Origin of the sequence: Cryobacterium sp. MP_M3 (genome assembly GCF_015752155.1) — a bacterium.
Taxonomy (GTDB): Bacteria; Actinomycetota; Actinomycetes; order Actinomycetales; family Microbacteriaceae; genus Cryobacterium.
This window is the reverse complement of record NZ_JADOVI010000002.1, coordinates 238797-263177: the sequence shown is the minus strand read 5'-3', so window position 1 is coordinate 263177 and position 24381 is coordinate 238797. Positions and strand designations below refer to the sequence as shown.

Here is a 24381-nt window from a genome sequence, read left to right as displayed (position 1 = left end):
CACACTCCCCCGGCCGCGCCGGGACGCCCGTACCGTTGCGGGATGGATCCGATTCTCGCCCTCGGCAGCGTGCTGGCGCTCGTGGCCGCCGCGACCGGCCTCGGGCTGGCCTGGCGCGCCCGGCAGGGCCGCTTCACCGAGGTGGCCGAGGCGCCCGCGCTGACCCCGGCGGATGTCGCCAGCACCGTTTCGTTCGGCGCGGAAGCCACCCTGGTGCAGTTCTCCACCGAACACTGCTCCCGCTGCCCCGGCACCCACCGGATGCTCGCCGGGGTTGCCCGGTCCCGGCCCGGCGTCGTGCACGTGGAGGTGGACCTCACCCATCGGGCCGACCTGGCCCGCCGGTTCCAGGTGCTGCAGACCCCGACCACTCTGATCCTCGACCGGACCGGGCGGGTGCAGGCCCGGGTCGGCGGCGCCCCGCACAAGGCCGGCATCCTCGCCCACCTCGACGACCTCCCCGGGAGCCTCCATGCCACTCTTGCCCGCTGAACCCGGCACGCCCGGGGCCGGAACGGGTGCGGGCCGCCCCCGCCGGCCCGACCTCGACCCGCGCGGCCCGCGCTTCGGCGCCGGGATCACGGCCGGGCTGCTGCTCGTGGTGGTGTTCCTGTCGCTGACCGGGGCATCCGTCGCCGCGCTCTCGCTGCTCGTCGTGCTGGCCGCCCTGTTCGCCTGGGGAGCGATCGCGGGCGCCGGCCGGCACCCCTGGGGTCTGCTCTTCAAGCGTTTCGTGCGACCCCGGCTGGCCCCGCCGCGTGAACTGGAGAACCCCGCCCCGCCGACCTTCGCGCAGGGCGTCGGCCTGCTGGTCACCCTCGTCGGCGTCGTGCTCGGCCTGGCCGGCCTGGCCCCGGCCGTGGGCATCACCGCGGCCGCCGCGTTCGTCGCGGCCTTCCTCAACGCCGTGTTCGACTACTGCCTCGGCTGCCAGCTGTACCTGCTGCTGGTGCGGTCCGGACTGATCGGCCGGGGGCCGGCCACCGCCCGGTAGCGGCCTCCCTGCCGATTCCCAGACTGGGTAGACACCTGCCGCCGGCCCCCATGGCTAGGCTGGAGTTTCACTCAGGAGGTAACACCATGGCATTGACCAGCGAAGCGACCACCGTCTGGACCGGCGATCTGAAGTCCGGCCAGGGCACCGTCTCCCTCGATTCATCGCACGCCGCCGAATTCCCGGTCACCTGGCAGGCCAGGTCTGTCGGCAGCCCGAACACGACCAACCCGGAGGAACTCCTCGGCGCGGCCCACGCCGCCTGCTTCTCGATGGCCCTCGCCAACGGCCTCAGCGCCGCCGGTCACACGCCGGAGAGCATCCAGACCACCGCGGCGGTCACCTTCGAGGCCGGGGTCGGCGTCGTCGGCAGCCACCTCCTCGTCAGCGCCAGCGTGCCCGGCCTGACCGAGGAGGAGTTCGAGGCCTTCGCCGCGGACGCGAAGGCCAACTGCCCGATCTCCAAGGCGCTGGCCGGCATCCCGATCACGATCGAAGCCGAGCTGGCCTAGCAGGGCCGGGCGTTCATGCGAGTTCTGGTCTCCGGGGCCTCCGGCCTGATCGGCACCGAGGTCTGCCGCCAGCTCGGCGCGGCCGGCCACACGGTCGCGCGCCTGGTGCGCCGCGACCCGCGGACGCCCAATGAGTTCCGCTGGAATCCGGCCGCGCTGACCCTGGACGAGGCGGCGCTCGGACAGGTGGATGCGGTGATCAACCTGTCCGGCGCCTCCCTCGCCCGGCTGCCGTGGACCACCGGGTACCGGCGGCAGATCCTCGAGTCGAGGGTGCAGGCCACCCGCACGCTCACCGACGCCATGCGGCGCAGCGCCCACCCGCCGGCCGTGCTGCTCAACGCCTCCGCGGTCGGCATCTACGGCGACCGCCCCGGCGAGGTGCTCACCGAGGAGTCCGCGCCGGGCACCGATTTCCTGGCCGGCGTCGTGGCCGCCTGGGAGGCCGAGGCCGTTCGCGCACCGGAGCAGACCCGGGTCGTGACCTTCCGCACCGGGCTCGTCATCGCCAGAGGCGGCGCGCTGCGCCCGCTGCTGCCGCTGGTGCGCCTCGGCGTGGCCGGCCCGCTCGGCCGCGGCACCGCGCACTGGCCGTGGATCAGCCTGCACGACGAGGCCGCCGCCATCGTGCACCTGCTCGGTTCGACCCTGTCGGGCCCGGTCAACCTGGTCGGCCCGACCCCCGCCACCTCGAACGACGTGATCAAGGCCGTGGCCACGGCACTGCACCGCCCGTTCCGGATCCCGGTACCCGAGCTGGTGCTCACCCTCGCCCTGCAGGACGCCGCGCGCGCACTGCTGCTGGCCGACCAGCAGGTCGATTCGACCTTGCTGCAGAACGACGGTTTCGTCTTCTCCCAGCGCAGCGCGGCCGAGGCCGTCGACTGGATGCTCGCCCAGCCCTGATCAGGCCCGGCGGGCCACACTACCGCTACCGGGGCGGCGCGACCGCGGGGGCGGAGCGTTCCAGGTCAATGGCGGTGCGGATGGCGCCGCGGGCGCGGCGACGGTCCCCCGACGCGTCGTATGCCAGTCCGAGGCGGAACCAGGCCCGCCAGTCGCCGGGGGCGGCATCCACTGCGGCCTTGAACCGGGGGAACTCGGCGTCGGCGGCGTCCCGGAGCGGCCGTCCGCTCGGACGGGTGGGCAGGTCTTCGACGGGAAGGCCGCCCTCGCGCTCCAGCTGCCGCACGAGGCGTTCGGAATTGCGGCCGAACCGGAGCTCGAGCACGAGCGCCCAGACCCCGATCAGCGGCAGGATGATCAGCGCCACGCCGATCAGGATGCCGACGGGGTCGCCGCTCTGTACGAACAGCACCGCGCGCCAGCCGACGAGCACCAGGTAGAACGCCAGGAGGAGGGCCATCGGGACGACGGCCAGACGGCCCTTCATGCGCCGGCGCCTGAGCTGTCGAGAACCGGGCCGTCGGGTGCGGAGCCGTCGGGTGCGGAGTCGTCCGGTCCGGGTTCGGCCGGGGCATCCGGCCGGGCCGGCTCCCCGAGGCCGAGGTCCACGACCTGGTCGAGTCCGACCGTCACGCCGCGCGCCGAAACGGCCGCGGCGAGGGCCAGCAGGATGCCGCGCTCGTAGGCCGCCGCGGAGAGGGTGTTGTGGCTGATCGTGAGGGTCTCCCCCGTGCCGCCGAAGATGACGTCCTGGCGGGCGAGCAACCCCTCCAGCCGGAGGCTGTGCACCGGGACGCTGGAGACCTGCTGGCCCCGGGCCCGCTGGTCGATGTGCGGCGCGGACACCGGCCCGAGGCCGGCCCTGGCCCGCCCGATCATTTCGGCCGTGCGCACCGCGGTGCCCGACGGCGAGTCGACCTTGCCGGCCTGGTGCGCCTCGACGATCTCGATCGAGTCGAAGAACCGGGCGACCATGGCCGAGAGCGCGGTGCCGATGACCGAGCCGATGGAGAAGTTGGGGATGATGACCACGCCGGTGTCGTCGCGCCCGGCGATGCGGCGGGCGAGGGCGTCGATCCGCTCCTGCGACCAGCCGGACGTGCCGACGAGCACGCGGAGCCCATGGTCGACGGCGAAGTCGACGACACCCTGGCTGGCCCGGGGCACGGTCAGGTCGATCACCACGTCGGCGCCGAGCATCTCGGCCAGGTCGCTGGCGGAGTTCAGCCCGGCGACGAGTTCGTAGCCGTCCGTCTTCTCGATCAGTGCGGCGACGAGGCGGCCCATCGTTCCCGTTACGCCGACGATGGCCACCCGTGTTGTCATAGGTCCAATCTACCAAGGGCGGCGGGCCCCTTGCCGCAGCGGCCGGGCGAAGTAGCCTTGACCCATGTCCGATTCCCCAGTGCCGGCCTTCAGCGACGTGTCGGTGACGGATGCCGGCTCGATCGTGCTGCTCACCCAGTACTTCAGTGATCGGGAGTCGAGCTTCCCGGTCGATCAGGGTGCCTACCGCACCACGTTCCCGACGCCGGGCCAGTTCGTGCCGCCGAACGGGGTGTTCCTGCTGGTCAGCGAGGAGCCCGCAAAACGGGAGCGCGCGTTCGTGGGGTGCGGGGGCATCCGCCGGATCGCGGACTCGCCGGCCGGCCGGGTGCGTTACGAGGTCAAGCACCTCTGGCTGCAGCCGCAGGTGCGTGGCCGGGGCTGGGGCCGCGCCCTGCTCGCCGAGCTCGAACGGCGGGCGCGGGCCTTCGGCGCCGACGAACTCGTGCTCGACACGAACGCGAGCCTGACAGCGGCCGGGGTGCTCTACGCGAGTGCCGGGTACGAGGACTGCGCCCCCTACAACGACAACCCGAACGCCACCAACTGGTACCTCAAGCTCCTTGCCTGAGGCCGGCCCCGGTCGCGCGCCGCCCGGATCCGGCCGCTAGAACAGGAGCGGGTCGGGCAGGCCGGTGCGCAGCTCCACGGGGAGGTGCCCGGTGTCGTTGTGGGTGACCATGGTCCACGGCCGGCCCGGCTTCTGGTGCAGCACCGTGAGGCCGCAGTTGGCCTGGTTGATGCTGATCCAGCGCCAGTCCGGCGCGCCGAGCACCTCACGCACGAACCAGGCGATGACGAAATTGTGGGTGATCAGCAGGTCGTGGTGCTCCCCGCGCCGCGGCTGGAGGAACTCGGCGACGGCGTCCTCCATCTGGGCACTCCCGGCCTCGATCTCCGCCTCGGTGACCGCACCGAAGAACGGGGCGTACGCCGTCGGGGTCTCCGGCGCCTTGCCGGACGGGATGCAGTCGAAGAGCAGCGCCGAGGGTTCGGGCGTGAGCGCGGGCAGGCGCTGGGCGATGATCTTCGCCGTCTCCGCGGCCCGCTGCAGCGGGGAATGGTACGCGGCCGTGAACGGCACCCCGCCGAGACGCTCGGCGATCAGCTGGGCCTGTCGCTTGCCGCGCGCGGACAGCGGGCCGTCCGGAAGGCCGTGTTCGGCATCCTGCTGTTCACCGTGGCGCACGAGGTAGATGTAGTGGGGCACGTTGTTCTCTTTCGATTCGCTGCGACCGGGCAGCTGGGGCGGCCGGGCCGGATGCCGGCGTCTGCGCCGGAGTCGGTTGGTGGGGAGTCAGGAACGGATCGGGTCCGGCAGGATGGCCGCGAAGGCGTCGGGCTCCAGGGCGCCGACGGCCGCGATCGACAGCGGACCGGCGGCCAGGTCGGCCGCCAGCGCCTGGACGTCCGCGGCGGTGACCAGGGCGAGGCGGCGGAGCGCCTCATCGAGGTCGATGAACTCACCGAGGGTGATCTCGGAACGGCCCAGCCGGGACATCCGGGTGTCGGAGTCCTCGAGGGCGAGGGCGGATGCCCCGGACAGCTGGCCCGACGCCCGCTTCATCTCGTCGGCGGTGACGCCGTGCTCGGCGAGCCGGTGCAGCTCGCTGAGCATCAGCTCGGCGACCTGGCCGGCCTTCGCCGGCGTGCAGCCGGCGTACATGCCGAACAGTCCGGCGTCCGAATAGCCGGGGGCGAAGGAGTAGACCGAGTAGGCCAGGCCGCGCTTCTCCCGCACCTCCTGGAACAGCCGGGAGGACATGCCGCCGCCGAAGATGGAGTTCAGCACGCTCATCGTGACGCGCCGGTCGTCGGTGGCGAGGAGGCCGGGGAACCCCATCAGGAGGTTGGCCTGCTCCAGCGGTCGCGGCACGATCGTGAGCCGGGCACCCTGGCTGATGCTCGCCGGACTGCCGGATCGGCGGCCGACGGGCGCGGCGTATTCGCTCAGGTCCCAGCCGGCCAGGGCGAGGGCACGGGTGACGGCCGCGACGAGCACGTCGTGGTCGACCGCGCCGGCCACCGTCACGACGAGATCCTGGGGACGGTAGTTGGCCCGGTAGTGCTCCTGCACGGCGGCGTGGGTGGCGGCCCGGATCGTGTCGGGGCTGCCGCCGATCGGCCGGCCGAGCGGGTGTTTCCCCATCACGGCCTCGAAGAACCGCTCGTTCGCGACGTCGGACGGGTCGTCGTCGGCCATGGCGAGTTCTTCGAGGATGACGCCGCGTTCGTTCTCGAACTCGACCGGGTCGAGCAGCGACGAGGTGAGCATGTCGGTGAGCACCTCGACCGCCATCGGCAGGTCACGGTCCTGCACCTTGGCGTAGTAGCAGGTGTACTCCTTGGCGGTCATCGCATTGTGCTCGCCGCCGACGGAGTCGAAGGCGATCGCGATGTCCAGCGCCGTGCGCTTCGCCGTGCCCTTGAACAGGAGGTGCTCCAGGAAGTGGGTCGACCCGAAGTGGCCGGGCTCCTCGTCGCGGGAGCCGACGGCGACCCAGTAGCCGATGGTGAGGCTGCGACTGCCGGGCACGTGCTCGCTGACGATGCGCACACCGCTCGGCAGCACGCTGCGGCGTACGAGGGACTCACCGGCCGCTCGGAACGAGAGTTCGGCCAGGTCCAGGGGAAACTCAACGGCACCGTTCATATCTCCCCCACCCTACGTCACCGGGCCTGCGCGGCCGAGGCCCGACTCGCGCCCGCGGGCGACTCGTTCCCGCCGCGGCGGGCGTCGGCTGCGTGTCGCCTCGGGCGGCGCCGCGCGCGTGGCGGCGGCGTGGCTAGGCCGAGGCCCGGTCCAGGTCCACCATGTCGCCGCGGGTCAGACGGATGCCGGCAGCGGCCACGAGCGCCTCCACCTGGTCGGGGTGGCTGGCGCTGGCCACCGGGGCGACGACCTGGCCGCGGGCGAGGAGCCAGGCGATCGCGATGGTCGCCGGGGCCACGGCGTGCTCCTCGGCGATGCGGTCGACGACCGCGAGCATCCGCAGACCGGTGCGGGTGACGTATTTGGCGGCGCGGGCGGCGCGGGTCGTCTTCTGCAGGTCGGCCTTGGACCGGTAACGGCCGGCCAGGAAGCCGTGCGCGAGCGCAAAGTAGGGCAGCACCGAGAGCCCCTGCGCCCGGGTGACCAGGGCCAGCGAGGACTCGAACGGGGCGCGGTGGAGCAGGCTGTACTGGGTCTGCAACGCCACGAACCGGGGCAGGCCGTTGGCGGCGAGCACCCGGGCCTCCATCAGCCGTTCGGCGGAGAAGTTCGACGCGGCGAGGTAACGCACCTGGCCGCTGCGGATGAGCACGTCGACGGCGCCGAGGCTCTCCTCCAAGGGAACGGTCGGGTCGTCGAAGTGGAAGTGCAGCAGGTCGATGTAGTCGGTGCCGAGGCGGTCGAGTGAGGCCTGCACCGCGCCGATGATGCTGCGCGGCGACAACCCGGGGTTGTCGCGGTTCTTGCCGATCTTGGTGGCGATCACGGTGCTGTCGCGTGCGCCGCGGGAGCGCAACCAGTTGCCGACGATCACCTCGCTTCGCCCGGAGGTGTAGCTGTCGGCGGTGTCGAGGAAGTTGCCGCCGAGATCGCGGTGCGCATCGAGCACGCGGGCGCTGGTCTCCCCGTCGGCGGTCCAGCCGAACACGCTCGTGCCGAGGGCGAGCGGGTGGACCGTGAGGTCGGTGTCGGCGATGGTGCGGCGGAGGCTCCGCGGCGTCGGCAGGGGCTGCACGGAGACGGGTACGGGGATGGGGAGCGAGATGGCGGGCGGGCCCTGCAGCGCTGCCGGCCCGGTGGGTGGCGCGGCGACGGTCCGCGTGCCGTGTCCGTGCATGGCCGGTCGGGGCATCCGTCTCTCCCTCCGTTCAGTGCCGACAATAACCCCCGCGCCCGCGTCGGCAAAGGACACGCCCGAACCGTTACCAAAATGTGGGGTGCCGGGTGCGAAACGCCCGTCTCGCGGGTCAAGTTAGAGTTGGAGGGGAACGATTCTGACCTGGCCGCCGCAGAGGCGTCGCCTCCGCCTGCCTGAATCGCCCATGAAAGAAGGATCCATGACGCAGCCCATCGGCCTGTCCACGCCCGAGGTACTTTCCGAGGCTCGACGACGCCGCACGTTCGCCGTGATCTCCCACCCCGACGCGGGGAAGTCGACGCTCACCGAGGCATTGCTGCTGCACGCGCGCGCCATCACCACCGCCGGGGCTACCCATGGCAAGGCCGGGCGTCGCGGCACGGTGTCCGACTGGATGGCGATGGAGCAGGCTCGCGGCATCTCGGTGACCAGCGCGGCGATCCAGTTCGAGTACCGCGACGCCGTGATCAACCTCGTCGACACCCCCGGCCACGCCGACTTCTCCGAGGACACCTTCCGAGTGCTGTCGGCCGTCGACGCCGCCGTCATGCTCGTGGACGCGAGCAAGGGCCTCGAGGTGCAGACCATGAAACTGTTCGAGGTCTGCCGGCAGCGCAACCTCCCCGTGATCACCGTCATCAACAAGTGGGACCGCCCCGGCGCCGAGGCGCTCGACCTGATGGACGAGATCCGCCGTCGTACCGGCCTGATCCCCACTCCGCTGACCTGGCCGGTCGGGATCGCCGGGGACTTCCGCGGCGTGATCGAACGTTCCAGCCACGAGTTCGTGCGGTTCACCCGCACCGCCGGCGGCGCGAAGGCCGCCGGCTTCGAACGGGTGAGCGCGGACGTCGCCGCCGCGGACGAGGGCGACGCCTGGCAGACCGCGACCGAGGAATCGGAGCTGCTCACCGAGGAGGACCAGGACCACGACGAGGCCAGGTTCCTGGCCAACGAGACCACGCCCGTTCTCTTCGCCGCCGCCGTGCTCAACTTCGGGGTGCAGCACATCCTCGACACCCTCGTCGATTTCGCCCCGGCCGCCGAGGCCCGCGAAGACGCCACCGGCGGGCACCGGCCCGTCGGCAGCGCGTTCTCCGGCTTCGTCTTCAAGGTGCAGTCCGGCATGAACGCCTCCCACCGGGACCACGTCGCGTTCGTCCGGGTCTGCTCCGGGCAGTTCCGCCGCGGAATGATCGTCACCCACGCGGCCAGCGGCCGGCCGTTCGCCACGAAGTACGCGCAGCACCTGTTCGGCCGGGAACGCGAGGTGGCCGATGAGGCCTGGCCCGGCGACATCGTCGGCCTGGTCAACGCGTCCGCGCTCCGGGTGGGCGACTCGATCTTCGAGGGCGACCCGGTGGAGTATCCGCCGCTGCCGATGTTCGCCCCGGAGCACTTCCGGGTGGTGCGGTCGGCCGACAGCAGCAAGCACAAGCAGTTCCGCCGCGGGATCGACCAGCTCGACCACGAGGGGGTCATCCAGGTGATGCGCTCCGATCTGCGCGGCGACCAGTCCCCCGTGCTCGGCGCGGTCGGGCCGATGCAGTTCGAGGTGGTCGAGGAGCGGATGACCCACGACTTCGGCGCGGCCATCCGTTCGGAGGCACTGCCCTACCAGATCGCCAGGCGCACCGACCGGGAGAGCGCGTTGATCCTGGGCCACGACCGGCAGGTCGAGGTGCTGATGCGTTCGGATGGCACCCTGCTCGCCCTGTTCAGCACCGTCTGGCGGCTGCGCAACACGGTGCGCGACCACCCGGAACTGCTGCTCGAGGACCTCGCCACCGGCAGCCCTGAGGTGGCCGCCGCACACTGACCCGGTCGTCTGTGGCTGATTCAGGACATCGCCGGATCTCCTGAGTCAGCCACTCCCCCGCCGGCCATGGTGCCGGGGCCGGAACAGGTCAGCGGGTCATGCTTCGCGGCGGCTCGGGAAACTCGTCGCCGCCGAACTTCCGGTTGGCGACGCTCATCATGTCCGGCCACATCCGGTGCCGGGCGGTAGCCGCCTCACCGCTGTCGAAGTAGGTGTCCCGCTGGTCGACCCCGGCGCCGGACACGGTCACGACGCCGACGACGGTGGCGACCTTGGTGCTCGCCCCGGCCATCCAGGTGTCCTTGTTCTCGTCGGTGGTGCCGGTCTTGCCGATCATCGGCACCTCCGGGTCGGTCCGCCAGTTCGAGGCCGACCCCGTGCCGCTGGTCATCACCCGCTGCATCGCATAGGCCATCGCGGCCGCGACGTCCGGGCTGACGGATTGCGTGCAGGTCGACTTCGGGGCGGGGATCTCCTCGCCGTCCGGCCCGACGATCCGGTCGATCAGGATCGGGCTGCAGGTGGTGCCTTTGTTGGCGATCCCGGCATACGCGGCCGCCATGGTGAGCGGGGCGATCTCGTTGGTGCCGAGCACCGACGCGGCACCCTGCTGGAGCGGATCCCCGTCGGCCCGGTGCACGCCGAACGCCTCGGCGGTCTTGCGGATGCCGCACAGGTCGAGTTTCTTCGCCATGCCGATGAACCCGGTGTTGATCGAGCCGATCGTCGACTGGAGGGCGGAGTAGTACGACCCGTTCTCGTAGGAGGCGTCGTTGTTGGGGTCGAAGCTCGTGCCGTATTCCTGCGGTCCGTTGCAGCTGTCCTGGAAGACGCCCCAGTCGGAGCGCTGCCGGGAGCTGACCGAGTCGGCGAGGGAGTTGCCCTCCTTGAGCCATTCGGCCAGGGTGAAGACCTTGTAGGTCGACCCGGTCTGGAACCCCTTCGACCCACCCTGGTCGTAGTCGGTGTTGAAATTGATGCCCGTGGCATCGGGGTTGGCGGCGGCGACTGCCGGATCCTGGGTGTAGTCCTTGTTCTGGGTCATCGCGAGCACCCGTCCGGTGCCGACGCCCACGCTCGAGACGACGCCGCCGACATCCCAGTCCTCGAAGGACTTCGGGACGTTCTCGGCCATGGTCGTCTCGGCGGCGGCCTGCAGGTCGAGGTCCAGGGTCGTGTACACCTTGTAGCCGCCGAGCCGGAAGTTGGCCAGCCGGGTGGCGCGATCCGAGCCGAAGGCCGGGTCGTTGCGCAGCGTGCGCAGCACCAGGTCGCAGAAGTAGGCGCTGCCGCCGGCGGTCTGGCAGCCCGTGCTCGGCTCGGTGATCGTCGGCGTGATCGGCGCAGCGACCGCGGCGTCATGGTCGGCCTTGCTGATCTTCTTGTGCTTGAGCATCTCGCCGAGGATGTAGTCCCGGCGTTCCTTGTTGTCCGCGTAGCCGTTGGCCGCGCCGTTGGTGGTGCTCTCCGGCTTGTCGAGCTGGAACTTGACCGGGTTGTTCACGATCGCGACGAGGCTCGCCGCCTGGGGCAGGGTCAGCGCGGCGGCCGTCGTGTTGAAGTAGTAGTTCGCGGCGGCTTCGATGCCGTAGACGGACCCGCCGAAGCCGGTGATGTTCAGGTACTGGCGCAGGATGTCGGCCTTGGAGGACTTCTTCTCCAGGCCGATGGCGAGGCTCATCTCCTTGAGCTTGCGGTCGGGGCTCGTCTCCGTCGCGGTGTTGTAGCAGTCGGCCCGCTTCTTCTCGTCGCCCAGAGTCTCGCATTTCTGCACGAGCACGTTCTTCACGTACTGCTGGGTGATCGAGGACCCGCCGCGGGCCGTCCCGGTCACCAGGGTCGACACAAGACCGGAGACCGTCCCCCAGATGTCGACGCCGCCGTGCTCGTAGAAACCGGGATCCTCGGCGGAGGTCGCCGCATCCTTCACGAACGGGCTGATCGCGTCGGAGGCGACCTCGACCCGGTTCTGGTCGTAGAACGACGCCAGCAGGTAAGGCGAACCGTCGGCGGCGGTGGCGTAGACGTTGCTCTTCTGCGACAACCGGCCGATGACCAGGTCGTCCGGCAGGCTGACGACGAAGGCGACCACGGTCGTCGCGAGCAACGCCACGATGACGGCGGCGGAGATCAGCACGATCGACCGGCGGCGCGTACGACGTGCCTTCTTCCGGGTGGGCAGTTCAGGAGTCATGGGGCGATATCACTTCCGGTTTCGGCGAACACGGCGGCCGCCGGGCCGGGGGCCCGGCGGCATCCGCTCACGCGTCGACGACGACCGAGGTGATCACCGGGATGCGGCGGTACTTGCGCTGCATCCACCGGGTCACGCTCTGGGTGAAGATGTCCTCGAGCTGCGGCCCGTCGACGATCTTGATCTTGTTGGCGGCGCGGAGGGCGTCGTCGATCGACTTGGTCGCGCCGGCGATCCATTCCCTGTCCTGCACGAAGCCGCGCGCGATGAACTCGACCGGTTCGGTGAGCACGCCGGTGCGGGTGTCCAGGATGCCGAGGATGGTCACGGCGCCGTCGTTGGAGAGCTGCAGGCGGTCGGCGAGGGCTTCCTCGGTGGCGCCGCTGCCGACGGTGACTCCGCCGTTGCCGGTCATGCCGTCGACGAAGACGAGTTCGCAGGCGACGCGGCCGGTGATCCGGGCCAGGCCGTCGACGAGGTCCACGACGACGCCGTCCTCGACGATCAGGACCTGCTCCTCCGGGATGCCGGTGCGAACGGCGAGTTCGCCGTTCGCCTTGAGGTGGCGCCATTCGCCGTGGATCGGCATGACGTTCTTCGGCTTGACGAGGTTGTAGCAGTAGACGAGCTCGCCGGCGCTGGCGTGGCCGGAGACGTGCACCCGGGCGTTGCCCTTGTGCACGACGTTGGCGCCCCAGCGGGTGAGGCCGTTGATGACCCGGTAGATCGAGTTCTCGTTGCCGGGGATCAGCGAACTGGCCAGGAGCACGGTGTCGCCCTCGCCGATCTTGATCTGGTGCTCCCGGTTCGCCATGCGCGACAGGGCCGCCATCGGCTCGCCCTGCGAGCCGGTGCAGATGAGCACGACCTTGTCGTCCTTCATCCGGTCGAACGCTTTGACGTCGACGATGAGGCCCTTGGGCACCTTGAGGAAGCCGAGCTTCTCGGCGATGGCCATGTTGCGCACCATCGAGCGGCCGACAAAGGCGACCTTGCGGTTGTGGCGGGCGGCGGCGTCGATGACCTGCTGGATGCGGTGCACGTGGCTCGCGAAGCTGGAGACGATGATCCGGCGCGGCGCGGTGCGGAAGACGGAGTCGATGGCCGGACGGATGTCTTCCTCGGTCATCGTGAACCCGGGAACCTCGGCGTTGGTCGAGTCGGTCATGAACAGGTCGACACCCTCCTCGCCGAGCCTGGCGAAGCCGGGCAGGTCGGTGAGGCGGTTGTCGAGCGGGAACTGGTCCATCTTGAAGTCGCCGGTGGCGAGCACCAGGCCGGCCTCGGTGCGGATGGCGATGGCGAGCCCGTCGGGGATCGAGTGGTTGACGGCGAGGAACTCGAGGTCGAACGGGCCGGCCTTGCGACGCTGCCCTTCCTTGACCTGGACCAGGCGCGGGACGATGCGGTGCTCTTCCATCTTGGCGCTGAGGAAGGCGAGGGTGAGCTCCGACCCGATGATGGGGATGTCCTTGCGCTCGCGCAGGAGGTACGGGACGCCGCCGATGTGGTCTTCGTGGCCGTGGGTGAGCACGATGGCCTCGATGTCCTGCAGCCGTCCGCGGATGGCGGAGAAGTCGGGCAGGATCACGTTGATGCCGGGCTGGGTCTCTTCGGGGAAGAGCACGCCGCAGTCGACGATGAGCAGTTTGCCCTTGTGCTCGAAGACGGTCATGTTGCGGCCGATCTCACCGAGGCCGCCGAGCGGGGTGATGCGGAGGCCGCGCTTCGGCAGCGCCGGCGGCGTGGACAGGTCAAGCTGGTGCTTGGTCAAGGAAACTCATTTCTCAGGGTGAGACCGCGCGCAAGGCAGTCAGGTCTCGGTAGGGGACCGGCGTGCGGTCCTGGTGAACGGGTGGTGCAAAGTTAGGATTCGCGCCTCGTCCTGGGGGACGTGGCCGGTCTGGCCGCCCGATGGGCAACGGTGCCCGGGGCCGGCTCGAGGGCGGCGGAGTCGCGATCTGGCGGCTGCCGATGCCGGGCAGGCGCGATGATGGCGACTCTCCAGCCTACCGCACCGGGCCGCGGGCGACGGGCCGGCGTCCCGGCTCCCCCGTCCCGCAGCGTTGCCCCGGCCGTCCGCCCAGCGATCTCGAAGGGTGCGCCGCTAGCATCGCCTCATGTCAGCCAGCGCACTCTACGAGACCCCCCTCACCCTCATCGACGGCACCGAGACCACCTTCGGGCAGTTCCGGGGAAAGACGGTGCTCGTCGTGAACGTCGCCTCGAAGTGCGGGTTCACCCCGCAGTACGCCGGCCTCGAGGCGCTCTACGAGAAGTACGCGGACGACGGCCTGGTCGTGCTCGGTCTGCCGTGCAACCAGTTCATGGGCCAGGAACCCGGCGACGAGGCATCGATCGAATCCTTCTGCCAGCTGAACTTCGGCGTCACGTTCCCGCTGACGGAGAAGGTGGATGTGCGCGGCCGGAACCAGCACCCGCTCTACGCCCAGCTCACCAAGTTCAAGAGCGGCCTGCTCCCCGGCCTGATCAAGTGGAACTTCGAGAAGTTCCTGGTCAGCCCGACCGGGGAGATCGTCGACCGGTTCGCCTCGACCGTCGAGCCCGAATCCGACGAGATCGTGCGCGCGATCGAGAAGACCCTCGCCGCCAGTGCAGCCTGACCGTTCCCTCCCCGCCGCCGGAGCTCAGTCGGTGACGGCGCCGCGCGGGTCGGTCGGCGCCGCCCGCCGCAGCACCGCCTCGGCGTGCCGGAGCAGTGGCGAGTCGATCATCCGCCCCTGGTAGGCGAACACGCCGTCCTCGCCCGCGGCGGCTTCCAGGAGCGCCCAGGCGGCGGCGACCTCCTCCTCGGTGGGACGGAACGCATCCCGGATCACGGCGACCTGGCTGGGGTGGATGCAGGCCGTGGCCCGGAACCCGCTCGCCACGGCGTCGGCGACCTCGGCGGCCAGGCCGGCCAGGTCGGGGATGGCCAGGAACACGCCGTCGACGGCGGCCTTCCCGTGTGCCCCGGCCGCCAGCAGCACGGCCGAGCGCGCGTGCCGGGCGACGGCCCGGTAGCTGCCGTCGGCGAACCGGCTCGAGCTTCCGTCGAGGGAGGCCACCAGGTCGTCCGCACCCCACATCAGGGCGACGACGTTCGGTTCGGCCGCGATCGACGGGGCGGCGAGAACCCCGGCCGCGGTCTCGCAAAGGGCGACCACCTCGAACCGGGCCAGCGGTCGCACCTGGGACCCGTCGACGGTCTTGGGCAGCATGACGGTGCGGTACGCGGTCTCCTCCAGCGCGGCGAGGTCGAGGGCGAAGTCGGGGGTGCCGACGGGGTTGACCCGCACGATCGTGCGCTCCGGGTCGAGCGGATGCCCGATCAGCGCGCCCCTGGCCCTGGCCCGGTTGGCCGGCAGGATGGCATCCTCGAGGTCGATGATCACCGCGTCGGCCCGGTCGGCAGCCTTGCGGTACCGGTCGGGGCGGTCGGCCGGGCAGAACAGCAGGGCCGGCCCGAGGTCGAAGCTCACGGGGCCACCTCCTCGCACCAGACCAGCACCGTGCGCACCGCCGTGGCGACGACGCCGCCGGTCTGGTTGCGCCCGGTGTGGCTGAGCGTGACGAGACCCTGGCCGGGCCGGGAGGCCGACAACCGCTTGCCGGTCACGATGGTCTCCGAGTAGAGGGTGTCACCGTGGAAGAGCGGATGCGGGAAGGTCACCTCGGAGAACCCCAGATTGCCGACGATGGTGCCCTGGGTGAGCTGCGCGACCGAGCTGCCGACCAGGGTCGACAGGGTGAACATGGAGTTGACCAGCCTTTGCCCGAACGGCTGGGTTGCCGACCAGGCTGCGTCCAGGTGCAGCGCCTGGGTGTTCATGGTGAGGGTGGTGAAGAGCACGTTGTCGGCCTCGGTGACCGTGCGGCCCGGGCGGTGCAGGTAGCGCACGTCGGGGTCGAACTCCTCGTAGTACAGGCCGCGCTGTTCGATGCTGCGGCGTTCGTCGGTCATCCGTCGTCCCTTCCTAACCCGTGAAGCCCAGCGCCCGGGAGATCACCATGAGCTGCACCTCGGTGGTGCCCTCGCCCAGCTCGAGCACCTTGGAGTCTCGGTAGTGCCTGGCCACCGGATTCTCGTTCATGAAGCCGTAGCCGCCGAAGATCTGGGTGGCGTCGCGGGCGTTGTCCATGGCGGCTTCGCTGCCCACCATTTTGGCAATGGATGCCTCCATTTTGAAGGGCTGTCCGGCGACCATTTTCAGGGCCGCGTTCTGCCAGGCGAGCCGGGCGGTGTGCACCCGCGCCTGCATCCGGGCGATCTTGAAGGCGATGTGCTGGTTGGACCCGATCGACCGGCCGAACACGTTGCGGCTGTTCGCGTAGCGGATGGATTCCTCGAGGCAGCCGGCTGCGGCGCCGGTGCAGAGCGCGGCGAAGGCGATGCGGCCCTCGTCGAGGGTCTGCACGAAGTTCGCGAAGCCGCGGCCCCGCTCCCCGAGCAGGTTCGCCTCCGGCACGCGCACGTTGTCGAAGACGAGCGGGTGGGTGTCGGAGGTGTGCCAGCCGACCTTGTCGTAGGCGGGGAGCGCGGTGAACCCGGGCGTGGGCGTCGGCACCAGGATCGCCGTCAGCTCCTTCTTGATCGAACCGTCCGGCCGGGTCTCTACGCCGGTGACGGCGGTGACGGTGACCAGCCGGGTGATCTCCGAGCCGGAGTTGGTGATGAACTGCTTGGTGCCGTTGATCACCCATTCCCCGCCTTCGAGCGAGGCGGTGGTTTTCGTGCCCGCGGCGTCCGAGCCGGCGTCCGCCTCGGTCAGGCCGAACGCGGCGAGCGCCGACCCGCTGGCCAGGCGCGGCACCCACTCCTGCTTCTGCTCCTCGGTGCCCCGGCGGTACACCGGCATGATGCCGAGGCCGACGCCGGCCTCGAGGGTGACGGCGATGCTCTGGTCGACGCGCGCGAGCTGTTCGACCGCCAGGCAGAGGGCGAAGTAGTCCCGGCCCTGACCGCCGTACTCCTTCGGGAAGGGAAGGCCGAACAGGCCCATCTCCCCCATCTCGGCGATGATGCCGTAGGGCAGGGCGCGCTTGGTGTCGTACTCGTACGCGGCGGGAGCGACGACCGTGTCGGCGAAGTCGCGCACCATGGCCTGCAGCTTCCGGTTCTCGTCGGTCAGTTCGTAACTCATTGTGGTGCTCCCTTGTCTGCGTTGACGGTGGCGGTGTCCGGCCCTGGCGCGCCCGAATCGGGCGCGGCGGTGACGGTGGCGACGATCTGGTCGAGTCTGACCAGATCGCCGGGTTTGAGGGTGAGGGTGACGATGCCCGCGGTGGCCGCGGTCAGCTGGTGCTCCATCTTCATGGCCTCCACGGTGAGGATGGCCTGCCCGACGGCGACGAGAGCACCGCTTTCCGTGTGCACGGCGACGACGGTGCCCGGCATCGGCGTGCGCACGTCGGGTCCTGCCGCGCCCGCGACCTGGCCCAGCCCGGCGAGTTCGTCGGCCAGGATCTCCGCCCCCGTGCGGTGCACGAGGTCGAACGAGGAGCCGTCGACGCCGATCCAGAGCCGGGGGCCGTCGGCGTTGTCTGCTTCGGCGATGGAGAGCATCCGCAGGACGCCGCCGACCTCGACGCCGAAGGCCTCCTCCGGGCGAAGTGCCGGGGACAGGGTGGCGGGCAGGGCGGGCCGGCCGTCGATCGAGACGGATGCCCCGCCCGGGGTCCCCTCGACCGTCACGGTGACCGACTCGGTCGCGTTCGTGGCCAGCACGTACCGGGTGGGAACGTGCGGGCCCATCCGCCACCCGGTGGGCCGGGACCAGGCCAGGTCGGCGCCCGGCGGCACGGCCCAGGCGGCCCGGTGCAGGAACAGGGCAGCGGCCGCGAGCACGTGGTCGTCGGCGGCGCGGAAGGCGAGCCCGGGGAGCTTGCGCTCGATCAGCCCGGTGTCGAGGCGGCCGGCGTTGACATCGGCGTCCTGCACGAGCAGCCGCAGGTACTCGACGTTGGTGCGCAGCCCGAGCACGAGCGTGCCGGCGAGCGCGCGATCGAGCCGGGCGAGCGCACCGGCCCGGTCGGGAGCCCAGGCGATCACCTTGGCGAGCATCGGGTCGTAGTCGGCGGACACGACCAGGCCGGCCGTGAGCGCGCTGTCCACCCTGATCCCCTCGCCCGTCGCCTCCTTGAGCGCGAGCACGGTGCCCGTCGTCGGCAGGAACCCGCGCTCGGGGTTCTCCGCATACACCCGGGCCTCGATCGCATGCCCGGTCAGCACGACGTCCTCCTGCCGGTGGCCGAGCCGCTCCCCCGCGGCCACCCGCACCTGCCACTCGACCAGGTCGATGCCGGTGATCATCTCGGTGACCGGGTGCTCCACCTGGAGCCGGGTGTTCATCTCCATGAAGAAGAACTCGCCCGGCGCCTCGTCGGAGACGAGGAACTCGACCGTGCCGGCGCCGGCGTAGCCGACGCTGCGGGCGGCCGCGCAGGCGGCCTCGCCGATCCGGGCCCGGGTGGCGTCGTCCAGGAGCGGGGACGGCGCCTCCTCGATCACCTTCTGGTGCCTTCGCTGCAGCGAGCATTCGCGTTCGCCGAGGTGGATGACGCCGCCGTGGGTGTCGGCGAGCACCTGCACCTCGATGTGGCGGGGGGTGCTGACGAAGCGTTCGATCAGGAGGGTGTCGTCGCCGAAGGCGGCGGCCGCCACCCGGCGGGCGGTGACCAGTGCCGCGGCGAGGTCGTCCGGCCGGTCGACCCGCACCATGCCCTTGCCGCCGCCGCCCGCCGACGGCTTGATCAGCATCGGGTAGCCGACGTTCGGGGCGGCCGCGGCGAGCTGTTCGTCGGTCTGGCCGGGCAGGGACACCCCGGGGATGACTCGCACCCCGGAGTCGGCGACGTGGTTCTTCGACCGGATCTTGTCGCCCATCACGGTGAGCGCGTGCACGCTCGGCCCGATGAAGACCACGCCCGCGGCGGCGCAGGCCTGCGCGAAGTCCTGGTTCTCGCTGAGGAAGCCGTAACCCGGGTGGATGGCCTGGGCGCCGGTGGCCGCGGCGGCGGCGAGCACGGCACCCTGGTCCAGGTAGCTCAGCTGGGCCCGGGCGGGACCGAGCCGCACCGCGACATCCGCCAGCCCCACATGCCGGGCGCCGCGGTCGGCGTCGCTGTAGACGGCGACCGAGCGGATGCCGAGCCTCCGCAGGGTGCGGATGATGCGGCAGGCGATCTCGCCGCGGTTGGCGACGAGCACGGTGTCGAAGGTCGTCATGGCGGTCACATCCGGAAGAGACCGAAGGCGGTCTCGGGTAGCGGGGTGGCGGCGACGACGCCGAGGGCGAGGCCGAGCACCGTGCGGGTGTCGGCGGGGTCGATGACCCCGTCGTCCCAGAGCCGGGCCGTGGAGTAGTAGGGGCTTCCCTGGTGGTCGTACTGTTCGGTGATCGGCGCCTTGAACCTGGCCTCCGCCTCGGCCGGCCACTCCTCGCCGGCGCCCTCGAGCTGCTCGCGTTTCACGGTGGCGAGCACGGAGGCCGCCTGCGGCCCGCCCATCACCGAGATACGGCTGCCGGGCCACATCCAGAGGAACCGCGGCGAGTACGCGCGGCCGCACATGGAGTAGTTGCCGGCGCCGAAGGAGCCGCCGATCACGACGGTGAGCTTGGGCACCCGGGCGGTGGCGACGGCGGTGACCATCTTGGCGCCGTTCTTGGCGATGCCGCCGGCCTCGTAGTCCCGCCCGACCATGAAGCCGGAGATGTTCTGCAGGAAGATCAGCGGGATGCCGCGCTGGTCGCAGAGCTCGATGAAGTGGGCACCCTTGAGCGCCGACTCGGAGAACAGCACGCCGTTGTTGGCGACGATGCCGACCGGGTGGCCGTACAGGTGCGCGAAGCCGGTGATCAGGGTGCTGCCGTACTCCTTCTTGAACTCGTGGAACTCGCTGCCGTCGACGAGCCGGGCGATCACCTCGTGCACGTCGTAGCGGCCCTGCACGTCGACGGGGACGGCGCCGTAGAGCTCCGCCTCGTCGGCCGCGGGGGCGACGACGGGTCGCACGGCCCAGGCCGGGGCGAGGGGGCGCGGCAGGGTTTCGACGATGTCGCGCACGATCTGCAGGGCGTGCCGGTCGTTCTCGGCGAGGTGGTCGGTGACGCCGGACGTCTTCGCGTGCAGTTCGCCGCCGCCGAGCTCCTCCGCGGTGACGATCTCGCCGATGGCCGCCTTCACCAGCGGCGGGCCGCCGAGGAAGATGGTGCCCTGCCCGCGCACGATGACCGTCTCGTCGCTCATCGCGGGCACGTAGGCGCCGCCGGCGGTGCAGGAGCCCATCACGGAGGCGATCTGCGGGATCTTCGCCGCGGACATCCGGGCCTGGTTGTAGAAGATGCGGCCGAAATGGTCGCGGTCGGGGAAGACGTCGTCCTGCATCGGCAGGAACGCCCCGCCGGAGTCGACGAGGTAGACGCACGGCAGCCGGTTCTCGAGGGCGATCTCCTGCGCCCGGAGGTGCTTCTTGACCGTCATCGGGTAGTAGGTGCCGCCTTTGACGGTGGCGTCGTTGGAGATGACGAGCACGGGGCGGCCGTGCACGAGGCCGATGCCCGCGATGATCCCGGCGCCCGGGCTGGCGTCCTGGTAGAGCCCGTTCGCGGCGAGCGGGGCGATCTCGAGGAACGGGCTGCCCGGGTCGAGCAGGGTGTCGATGCGTTCGCGGGGCAGGAGCTTGCCGCGGGCGAGGTGGCGCTGCCGGGATTTCTCCGGGCCGCCGAGGGCCGCGACGGCGAGCCGCTGCCTGAGGTCGGCGACGAGGGCCCGCTGGGCGGCATCGTTCGCGGCGAATGCCGGGCTGGTCGGGTCGATCCGACTCGCGAGTGTCTCCATCGACAGCTTCCCGTTCGAGCGTGCCCGCCGCGCGACACCCGGGTTTCAGACCAGGAGACAGTTCGCCGGACATCCGATACAGTTAGTGATCCCTAACCGAAAATTCAGGTTAGCGGTTCGTAACTGAGAAGTCCAGACCCTGCCGGAAAGGAGCCGCCCGTGGCCACCGCCGTTCCGCCCGCCGCGCCGCCCGTGCACTCGCCGACCCCCGCGACGCCGCCCACGCCGCGGAGCCGGGCGAAGGCCGACCGGCGCCAGGCCCTGCTCGAGGCGGCCGCGGCGTTATTCGCCCGGTCGGGCTTCAACGGCGTGTCGATCGAGGACCTCGGCGCGGCCGCCGGCGTGAGCGGCCCGGCCGTCTATCGGCACTTCAGCGGCAAGCAGGCCGTGCTCGCCGCGCTCCTGGTCGGGGCGAGCGCCGACCTCGTCGAGGGCGGCCGCACGGTCGTGGCGACGGCGACGGATGCCGCGGCGGCGCTCCGCTCACTCGTGCGTTTCCACCTGGCCTTCGCCCTGGCCAACCCCGACGTCATCCGGGTGCAGGACCGGGACCTGGACAGCCTCGCCGAGGCCGAGCGGCACGAGGTGCGCGCCCTGCAGCGGAGCTACGTGGAGCTGTGGGTGCGCCTGCTCGGGGAGGTGCACCCCGAGGTCGAGGCGAAGCTGTTGCGCATCCGCGCCCAGGCCACCTTCGGGCTGCTCAATTCCACGCCCCACAGCATGCAGGCGTCCTCGGCGCGCACCGTGCGGCCCGTGCTCGAGGAGATGGCGCTTGCCGCCCTGGGCGTGCCGGCCGGTCAGTAGACGGTGGTGCAGACGCAGAGTTCGTTGCCGTCGACGTCCGCCAGCACCCACCAGTCGGGGGCGTGCTCGTCGGTGAGCAGCACACCGCCGGCCTCGACGATCGCCTGCACGCGCTCGTCGGCGTCACCCGTGGGCAGGTACACGTCGAGGTGGATCCAGTTGCGGTCCGTGCGGGCGATCTCCATGTGCTGGAACCAGACCTTCGGGCCGTCGCCGCGCGGGTCGACGAGCTCGATGCCGTCGGGGGTGTCCAGTTCGACGTAGCCGAGGCCGACCCGCCAGAACGGGCGGATCGCGTCGGCGTCGGTGCTGTCGATCGCCACGTCGTAGCGGGCCGGGGCCGGCTGGGCGCGTTCGGCGCCCTGCGCGTCGGCGAGCTCCTGGCAGCGCAGGGCCAGGGCGAGGTCACGCTCGGTCACCCCGCCGGCGTCGTGCGAGCGGAGCCGGATGCCGACGGTGCCGTAGCCGAGGCGCACCTCCGGGTGGTGGTTCGCCGCATCCGCCGCCTCGGCGATCGCCGCGACGAATCGGGCGGCGGAGGCGAAGTCGGTCGTCCGGAACGCGCCGTGGAGGGTGCCGTCCAGGTGCACGAAAGCGCCCCCGGCCAGCACGGATTCGGTCTGGACAGGGGTGAGGATGGTGCTCGCCGGGCTCATGCCCCCACTCTGCTCCGTCGCCCGTGGCCGGTCAACCGGTCGACGGTGCGGCTGGGGGCCTAGACCATGGTGAGGACCATGGCCGGGTCGGAGAGGATGGTGCCGATGTCGACCAGGAACCGGGCGCCCTGTTCGCCGTCGACCAGTCGGTGGTCGAAGGAGAGGCTGAGCGTCATCACCTGGCGCAGCGCGATCCCGCCGTCGTGCTCCCAGGGCTGGCGACGGATGCCGCCCACGGCCAGGATGGCCGCCTCGCCCGGGTTGAGGATCGGCGTTCCGGCGTCGATGCCGAAGACGCCGACGTTGGTGATCGAGATCGTGCCGCCGCGCAGCGAGGCCGCGCTGGTCGTGCCGGCCCTCGCCGCCTCGGTGAGCTCGGCGAGCGCCGCGGCCAGGTCGGCGAGGCCGAGCCGGTCGGCGTCCGGAATGTTCGGCACCAGCAGGCCGCGCGGGGTGGCGGCCGCGATGCCCAGGTTGACGTGGTGGAACTGCACGATCTCCCCGGTCGCCTCGTCCCACCGCGTGTTCAGGTCTGGGTTGCGGGCGACGGCGAGGCAGAGCGCCTTCGCCACGACGGCGAGGATGCCGATGCGCACCCCCTGGAAGGACCGGTTCGTCTTCAGCGCGTCGATCAGCTCCATGGTCGGGGTGACGTCGATGGTGAGGAACTCGGTGACGTGCGGGGCGGTGAAGGCGCTCCGCACCATGGCCGCGGCGGTGTGCTTGCGCACGCTACGGATGGGCCTGCGGGTCTCCCGCTGCCCCGGGCCGGGCGCCGGGGCAGCGGCGCCGGTCTCGGTCCCGTCGGGCGCCTCCGCGGGCCGGGCGAGCTGGGCGCGCACGTCCTCCCTGGTGATCAGGCCGGTCGGCCCGGTGCCGGTGAGGTGGGACAGGTCGACGCCGAGCACCCGGGCGAGGGCGCGCACGGGCGGGGTCGACCGGGGGCGGGCCGCGGCGGGCTCGCTGGGCTCAACGGCGGGCGGCTCAACAGTGGGCGACTCAGCGGCGGTTGGCTCAACAACGGCGGGCTCAGCCGAGGCAGGCGCCACGGCGGCGGGCATCCCGGCAGCCGCCGCACCCGTGCGGGCCCGCCGGTGCGGCCGGCCCGATCGTTCGGGTGCGGCGCCGTAGCCGACGAGCACGGCCTCGCGCTCCTCGGCCGGCTCGGCCGGAGCGGCGGCATCCGTTTGGCCGGGGGTGGCGCCCGCCGGTTCGGCCGGCTCGGCGCCCGCCACCTCGAACGAGACGATCGGCTCGCCGACGTGCACGACCGTTCCGGGCTGCTGGTGCAATTGCGTGACGACCCCGGCGAACGGCGACGGAAGCTCGACGACGGCCTTGGCGGTCTCGACGTCGGCGATGAGCTGGTTCAGCTCAACCGTGTCGCCCGGCGACACCCGCCAGGCGACGATCTCGGACTCGGTCAGCCCCTCGCCGAGGTCGGGAAGCCGGAACACCTTGATCATCGCTGACGCCCCAGGGCTCGGTCGACGCCGTCGAGGATCCGGTCCAGGTCGGGCAGGTGGTGGCTCTCCAGCTTGGCCGGCGGATACGGGATGTCGAAGCCGGTGACGCGCACCGGGGCGGCCTCGAGGTAGTCGAAGCAGCGCTCGGTGACGACGGCGGCGATCTCCCCGCCGAGCCCGCCGGAGCGGGCGGCCTCGTGGGTGATCACGAGCCGGCCGGTCTTCCGGACGGATGCCTCGACGCTCTCGTAGTCCACCGGGGAGAGGGAGCGCAGGTCGATGACCTCGATCGACACGCCCTCGTCGGCGGCGGCGAGCGCGGCATCCTTCGCGGTGCTCACCAGCGCCCCGTAACAGAGCAGGGTGACGTCGGTGCCCGCGGCCACGACCCGGGCGCGCTCCATGGGCGCGCCGAGCTCCGGCGACACCTCGCCCTTGACGTGGTAGCGGCGTTTGGGTTCGAAGTAGAGCACCGGGTCGTCCGAGGCGATCGCCTGGCGGATGAGCCCGTAGGCGTCCTGCGGGTCGGAGACCGCGATCACCCGGAGGCCGGAGGTGTGGGTGAAGTAGGCCTCCGGGGACTCGGAGTGGTGCTCCGCGGCGCCGATTCCGCCGCCGAAGGGAACCCGGATGGTGATCGGCATGCTCACCCGCCCCTGGGTGCGATAGTGCAGCTTGGCCACCTGGCTGACGATCTGGTCGAAGCCGGGGAAGATGAAACCGTCGAACTGGATCTCGCAGACCGGGCGGTAGCCGCGGTAGGCCAGGCCGACCGCGGTGCCGATGATCGCGGACTCGGCCAGTGGCGTGTCGATCACCCGGCGGGCGCCGAACTCGGCGAGCAGGTCGCTGGTCACCCGGAACACGCCGCCGAGCAGGCCGATGTCCTCACCGAGCAGCACCACCTTCGGGTCGTCGAGCATGGCCTGGCGCAACCCGGCGTTGATGGCCTTGGCCATGGTCAGCGTGGTCGTGCCGGCCAGCGGAACGGGGGTGCGGAGCGGGGCGCCCG

General features: G+C 71.3%; 23 protein-coding genes. 8 read left to right on the top strand and 15 right to left on the bottom strand.

Going from position 1 to position 24381, the window contains the following annotated elements:
- Positions 1–42 precede the first annotated feature (42 nt).
- From IWX89_RS04355 to IWX89_RS04340, 4 genes are all read left to right on the top strand, one after another.
- Positions 43–492 carry a thioredoxin family protein gene (locus IWX89_RS04355; RefSeq protein WP_196902349.1) on the top strand — a complete coding sequence of 150 codons (450 nt, stop codon included), beginning with the start codon at positions 43–45 and terminating at the stop codon, positions 490–492.
- The gene (locus IWX89_RS04350; protein ID WP_196902348.1) at positions 473–994 is read left to right on the top strand and encodes a DUF4395 domain-containing protein; all 522 of its coding nucleotides are present in this window, start codon (positions 473–475) and stop codon (positions 992–994) included. Before IWX89_RS04355 ends, IWX89_RS04350 begins: the two co-directional genes overlap by 20 nt.
- 86 nt (positions 995–1080) lie before the next feature.
- A complete protein-coding gene (locus tag IWX89_RS04345; protein WP_196902347.1) occupies positions 1081–1506 on the top strand; it encodes an OsmC family peroxiredoxin in 426 nt (141 codons plus the stop codon).
- A 15-nt stretch (positions 1507–1521) separates the two neighbouring features.
- A complete protein-coding gene (locus IWX89_RS04340; protein WP_196902346.1) occupies positions 1522–2412 on the top strand; it encodes a TIGR01777 family oxidoreductase in 891 nt (296 codons plus the stop codon).
- Between the two features lie 25 nt (positions 2413–2437).
- On the opposite strand, the gene IWX89_RS04335 is transcribed toward IWX89_RS04340, so the two are convergent.
- Complete coding sequence (locus IWX89_RS04335; protein WP_196902345.1) at positions 2438–2899, bottom strand: type IV pilus biogenesis/stability protein PilW; 462 nt, start codon at positions 2897–2899, stop codon at positions 2438–2440.
- Positions 2896–3738 (bottom strand): 4-hydroxy-tetrahydrodipicolinate reductase, encoded by an 843-nt coding sequence (gene dapB, locus IWX89_RS04330; RefSeq protein ID WP_196902344.1) that lies wholly within the window; start codon positions 3736–3738, stop codon positions 2896–2898. Before dapB ends, IWX89_RS04335 begins: the two co-directional genes overlap by 4 nt.
- Positions 3739–3802: 64 nt before the next feature.
- Between dapB and IWX89_RS04325 the strand changes: the two genes are divergently transcribed.
- Positions 3803–4309: a GNAT family N-acetyltransferase gene (locus IWX89_RS04325; RefSeq protein WP_196902343.1), complete on the top strand. Its 507-nt coding sequence runs from the start codon at positions 3803–3805 to the stop codon at positions 4307–4309.
- Positions 4310–4345: 36 nt separating this feature from the next.
- On the opposite strand, the gene IWX89_RS04320 is transcribed toward IWX89_RS04325, so the two are convergent.
- The 3 genes from IWX89_RS04320 to IWX89_RS04310 all read right to left on the bottom strand — a co-directional run bounded on the left by IWX89_RS04320 (position 4346) and on the right by IWX89_RS04310 (position 7583).
- Entirely contained in the window at positions 4346–4948 is a 603-nt protein-coding gene (locus tag IWX89_RS04320; protein ID WP_196902342.1) for a histidine phosphatase family protein, read from the bottom strand.
- A gap of 87 nt (positions 4949–5035) precedes the next feature.
- Positions 5036–6391 carry a pitrilysin family protein gene (locus IWX89_RS04315; protein WP_196902341.1) on the bottom strand — a complete coding sequence of 452 codons (1356 nt, stop codon included), beginning with the start codon at positions 6389–6391 and terminating at the stop codon, positions 5036–5038.
- Positions 6392–6524: 133 nt separating this feature from the next.
- A complete protein-coding gene (locus IWX89_RS04310) occupies positions 6525–7583 on the bottom strand; it encodes an aldo/keto reductase (protein ID WP_196902340.1) in 1059 nt (352 codons plus the stop codon).
- A gap of 205 nt (positions 7584–7788) precedes the next feature.
- Between IWX89_RS04310 and IWX89_RS04305 the strand changes: the two genes are divergently transcribed.
- The gene (locus tag IWX89_RS04305) at positions 7789–9408 is read left to right on the top strand and encodes a peptide chain release factor 3 (RefSeq protein WP_196902339.1); all 1620 of its coding nucleotides are present in this window, start codon (positions 7789–7791) and stop codon (positions 9406–9408) included.
- An 88-nt stretch (positions 9409–9496) separates the two neighbouring features.
- Here IWX89_RS04305 and IWX89_RS04300 read toward each other — a convergent pair whose 3' ends face one another.
- Complete coding sequence (locus tag IWX89_RS04300; protein ID WP_196902338.1) at positions 9497–11602, bottom strand: transglycosylase domain-containing protein; 2106 nt, start codon at positions 11600–11602, stop codon at positions 9497–9499.
- A gap of 67 nt (positions 11603–11669) precedes the next feature.
- Positions 11670–13376 (bottom strand): ribonuclease J, encoded by a 1707-nt coding sequence (locus IWX89_RS04295; RefSeq protein WP_196902337.1) that lies wholly within the window; start codon positions 13374–13376, stop codon positions 11670–11672.
- Between the two features lie 346 nt (positions 13377–13722).
- Here IWX89_RS04295 and IWX89_RS04290 point away from each other — a divergent pair, with 346 nt between their 5' ends.
- A complete protein-coding gene (locus IWX89_RS04290; protein ID WP_196902336.1) occupies positions 13723–14226 on the top strand; it encodes a glutathione peroxidase in 504 nt (167 codons plus the stop codon).
- 24 nt (positions 14227–14250) lie between these two features.
- Here the strand turns inward: IWX89_RS04290 and IWX89_RS04285 are convergent, their stop codons facing one another.
- Genes IWX89_RS04285 through IWX89_RS04265 form a run of 5 tightly spaced genes read right to left on the bottom strand, consistent with a single transcriptional unit; the run spans position 14251 to position 20443 of the window.
- Positions 14251–15084 (bottom strand): CoA ester lyase, encoded by an 834-nt coding sequence (locus IWX89_RS04285; protein ID WP_196902335.1) that lies wholly within the window; start codon positions 15082–15084, stop codon positions 14251–14253.
- Positions 15081–15566: a MaoC family dehydratase gene (locus tag IWX89_RS04280; protein WP_196902334.1), complete on the bottom strand. Its 486-nt coding sequence runs from the start codon at positions 15564–15566 to the stop codon at positions 15081–15083. Before IWX89_RS04280 ends, IWX89_RS04285 begins: the two co-directional genes overlap by 4 nt.
- Positions 15567–15579: 13 nt before the next feature.
- On the bottom strand, positions 15580–16746 hold the full coding sequence (locus tag IWX89_RS04275; RefSeq protein WP_196902333.1) for an acyl-CoA dehydrogenase family protein: 1167 nt from the start codon (positions 16744–16746) through the stop codon (positions 15580–15582).
- Positions 16743–18830, bottom strand: coding sequence for a biotin carboxylase N-terminal domain-containing protein (locus IWX89_RS04270; RefSeq protein ID WP_196902332.1), 2088 nt, complete (start codon positions 18828–18830; stop codon positions 16743–16745). The genes IWX89_RS04275 and IWX89_RS04270 overlap by 4 nt, the downstream gene beginning before the upstream one ends.
- A 5-nt stretch (positions 18831–18835) precedes the next feature.
- The gene (locus IWX89_RS04265) at positions 18836–20443 is read right to left on the bottom strand and encodes a carboxyl transferase domain-containing protein (protein ID WP_196902331.1); all 1608 of its coding nucleotides are present in this window, start codon (positions 20441–20443) and stop codon (positions 18836–18838) included.
- A gap of 159 nt (positions 20444–20602) precedes the next feature.
- Between IWX89_RS04265 and IWX89_RS04260 the strand changes: the two genes are divergently transcribed.
- On the top strand, positions 20603–21247 hold the full coding sequence (locus IWX89_RS04260) for a TetR/AcrR family transcriptional regulator (protein ID WP_374220484.1): 645 nt from the start codon (positions 20603–20605) through the stop codon (positions 21245–21247).
- On the opposite strand, the gene IWX89_RS04255 is transcribed toward IWX89_RS04260, so the two are convergent.
- From IWX89_RS04255 to IWX89_RS04245, 3 genes are read right to left on the bottom strand one after another with little or no spacing between them, the layout of a single operon-like run.
- Complete coding sequence (locus tag IWX89_RS04255) at positions 21241–21903, bottom strand: VOC family protein (protein WP_196902330.1); 663 nt, start codon at positions 21901–21903, stop codon at positions 21241–21243. The genes IWX89_RS04260 and IWX89_RS04255 overlap by 7 nt on opposite strands.
- 59 nt (positions 21904–21962) lie before the next feature.
- Positions 21963–23369, bottom strand: coding sequence for a dihydrolipoamide acetyltransferase family protein (locus IWX89_RS04250; RefSeq protein ID WP_196902329.1), 1407 nt, complete (start codon positions 23367–23369; stop codon positions 21963–21965).
- Positions 23366–24328: an alpha-ketoacid dehydrogenase subunit beta gene (locus tag IWX89_RS04245; protein ID WP_196902402.1), complete on the bottom strand. Its 963-nt coding sequence runs from the start codon at positions 24326–24328 to the stop codon at positions 23366–23368. Before IWX89_RS04245 ends, IWX89_RS04250 begins: the two co-directional genes overlap by 4 nt.
- Between the last annotated feature and the right edge of the window lie 53 nt (positions 24329–24381).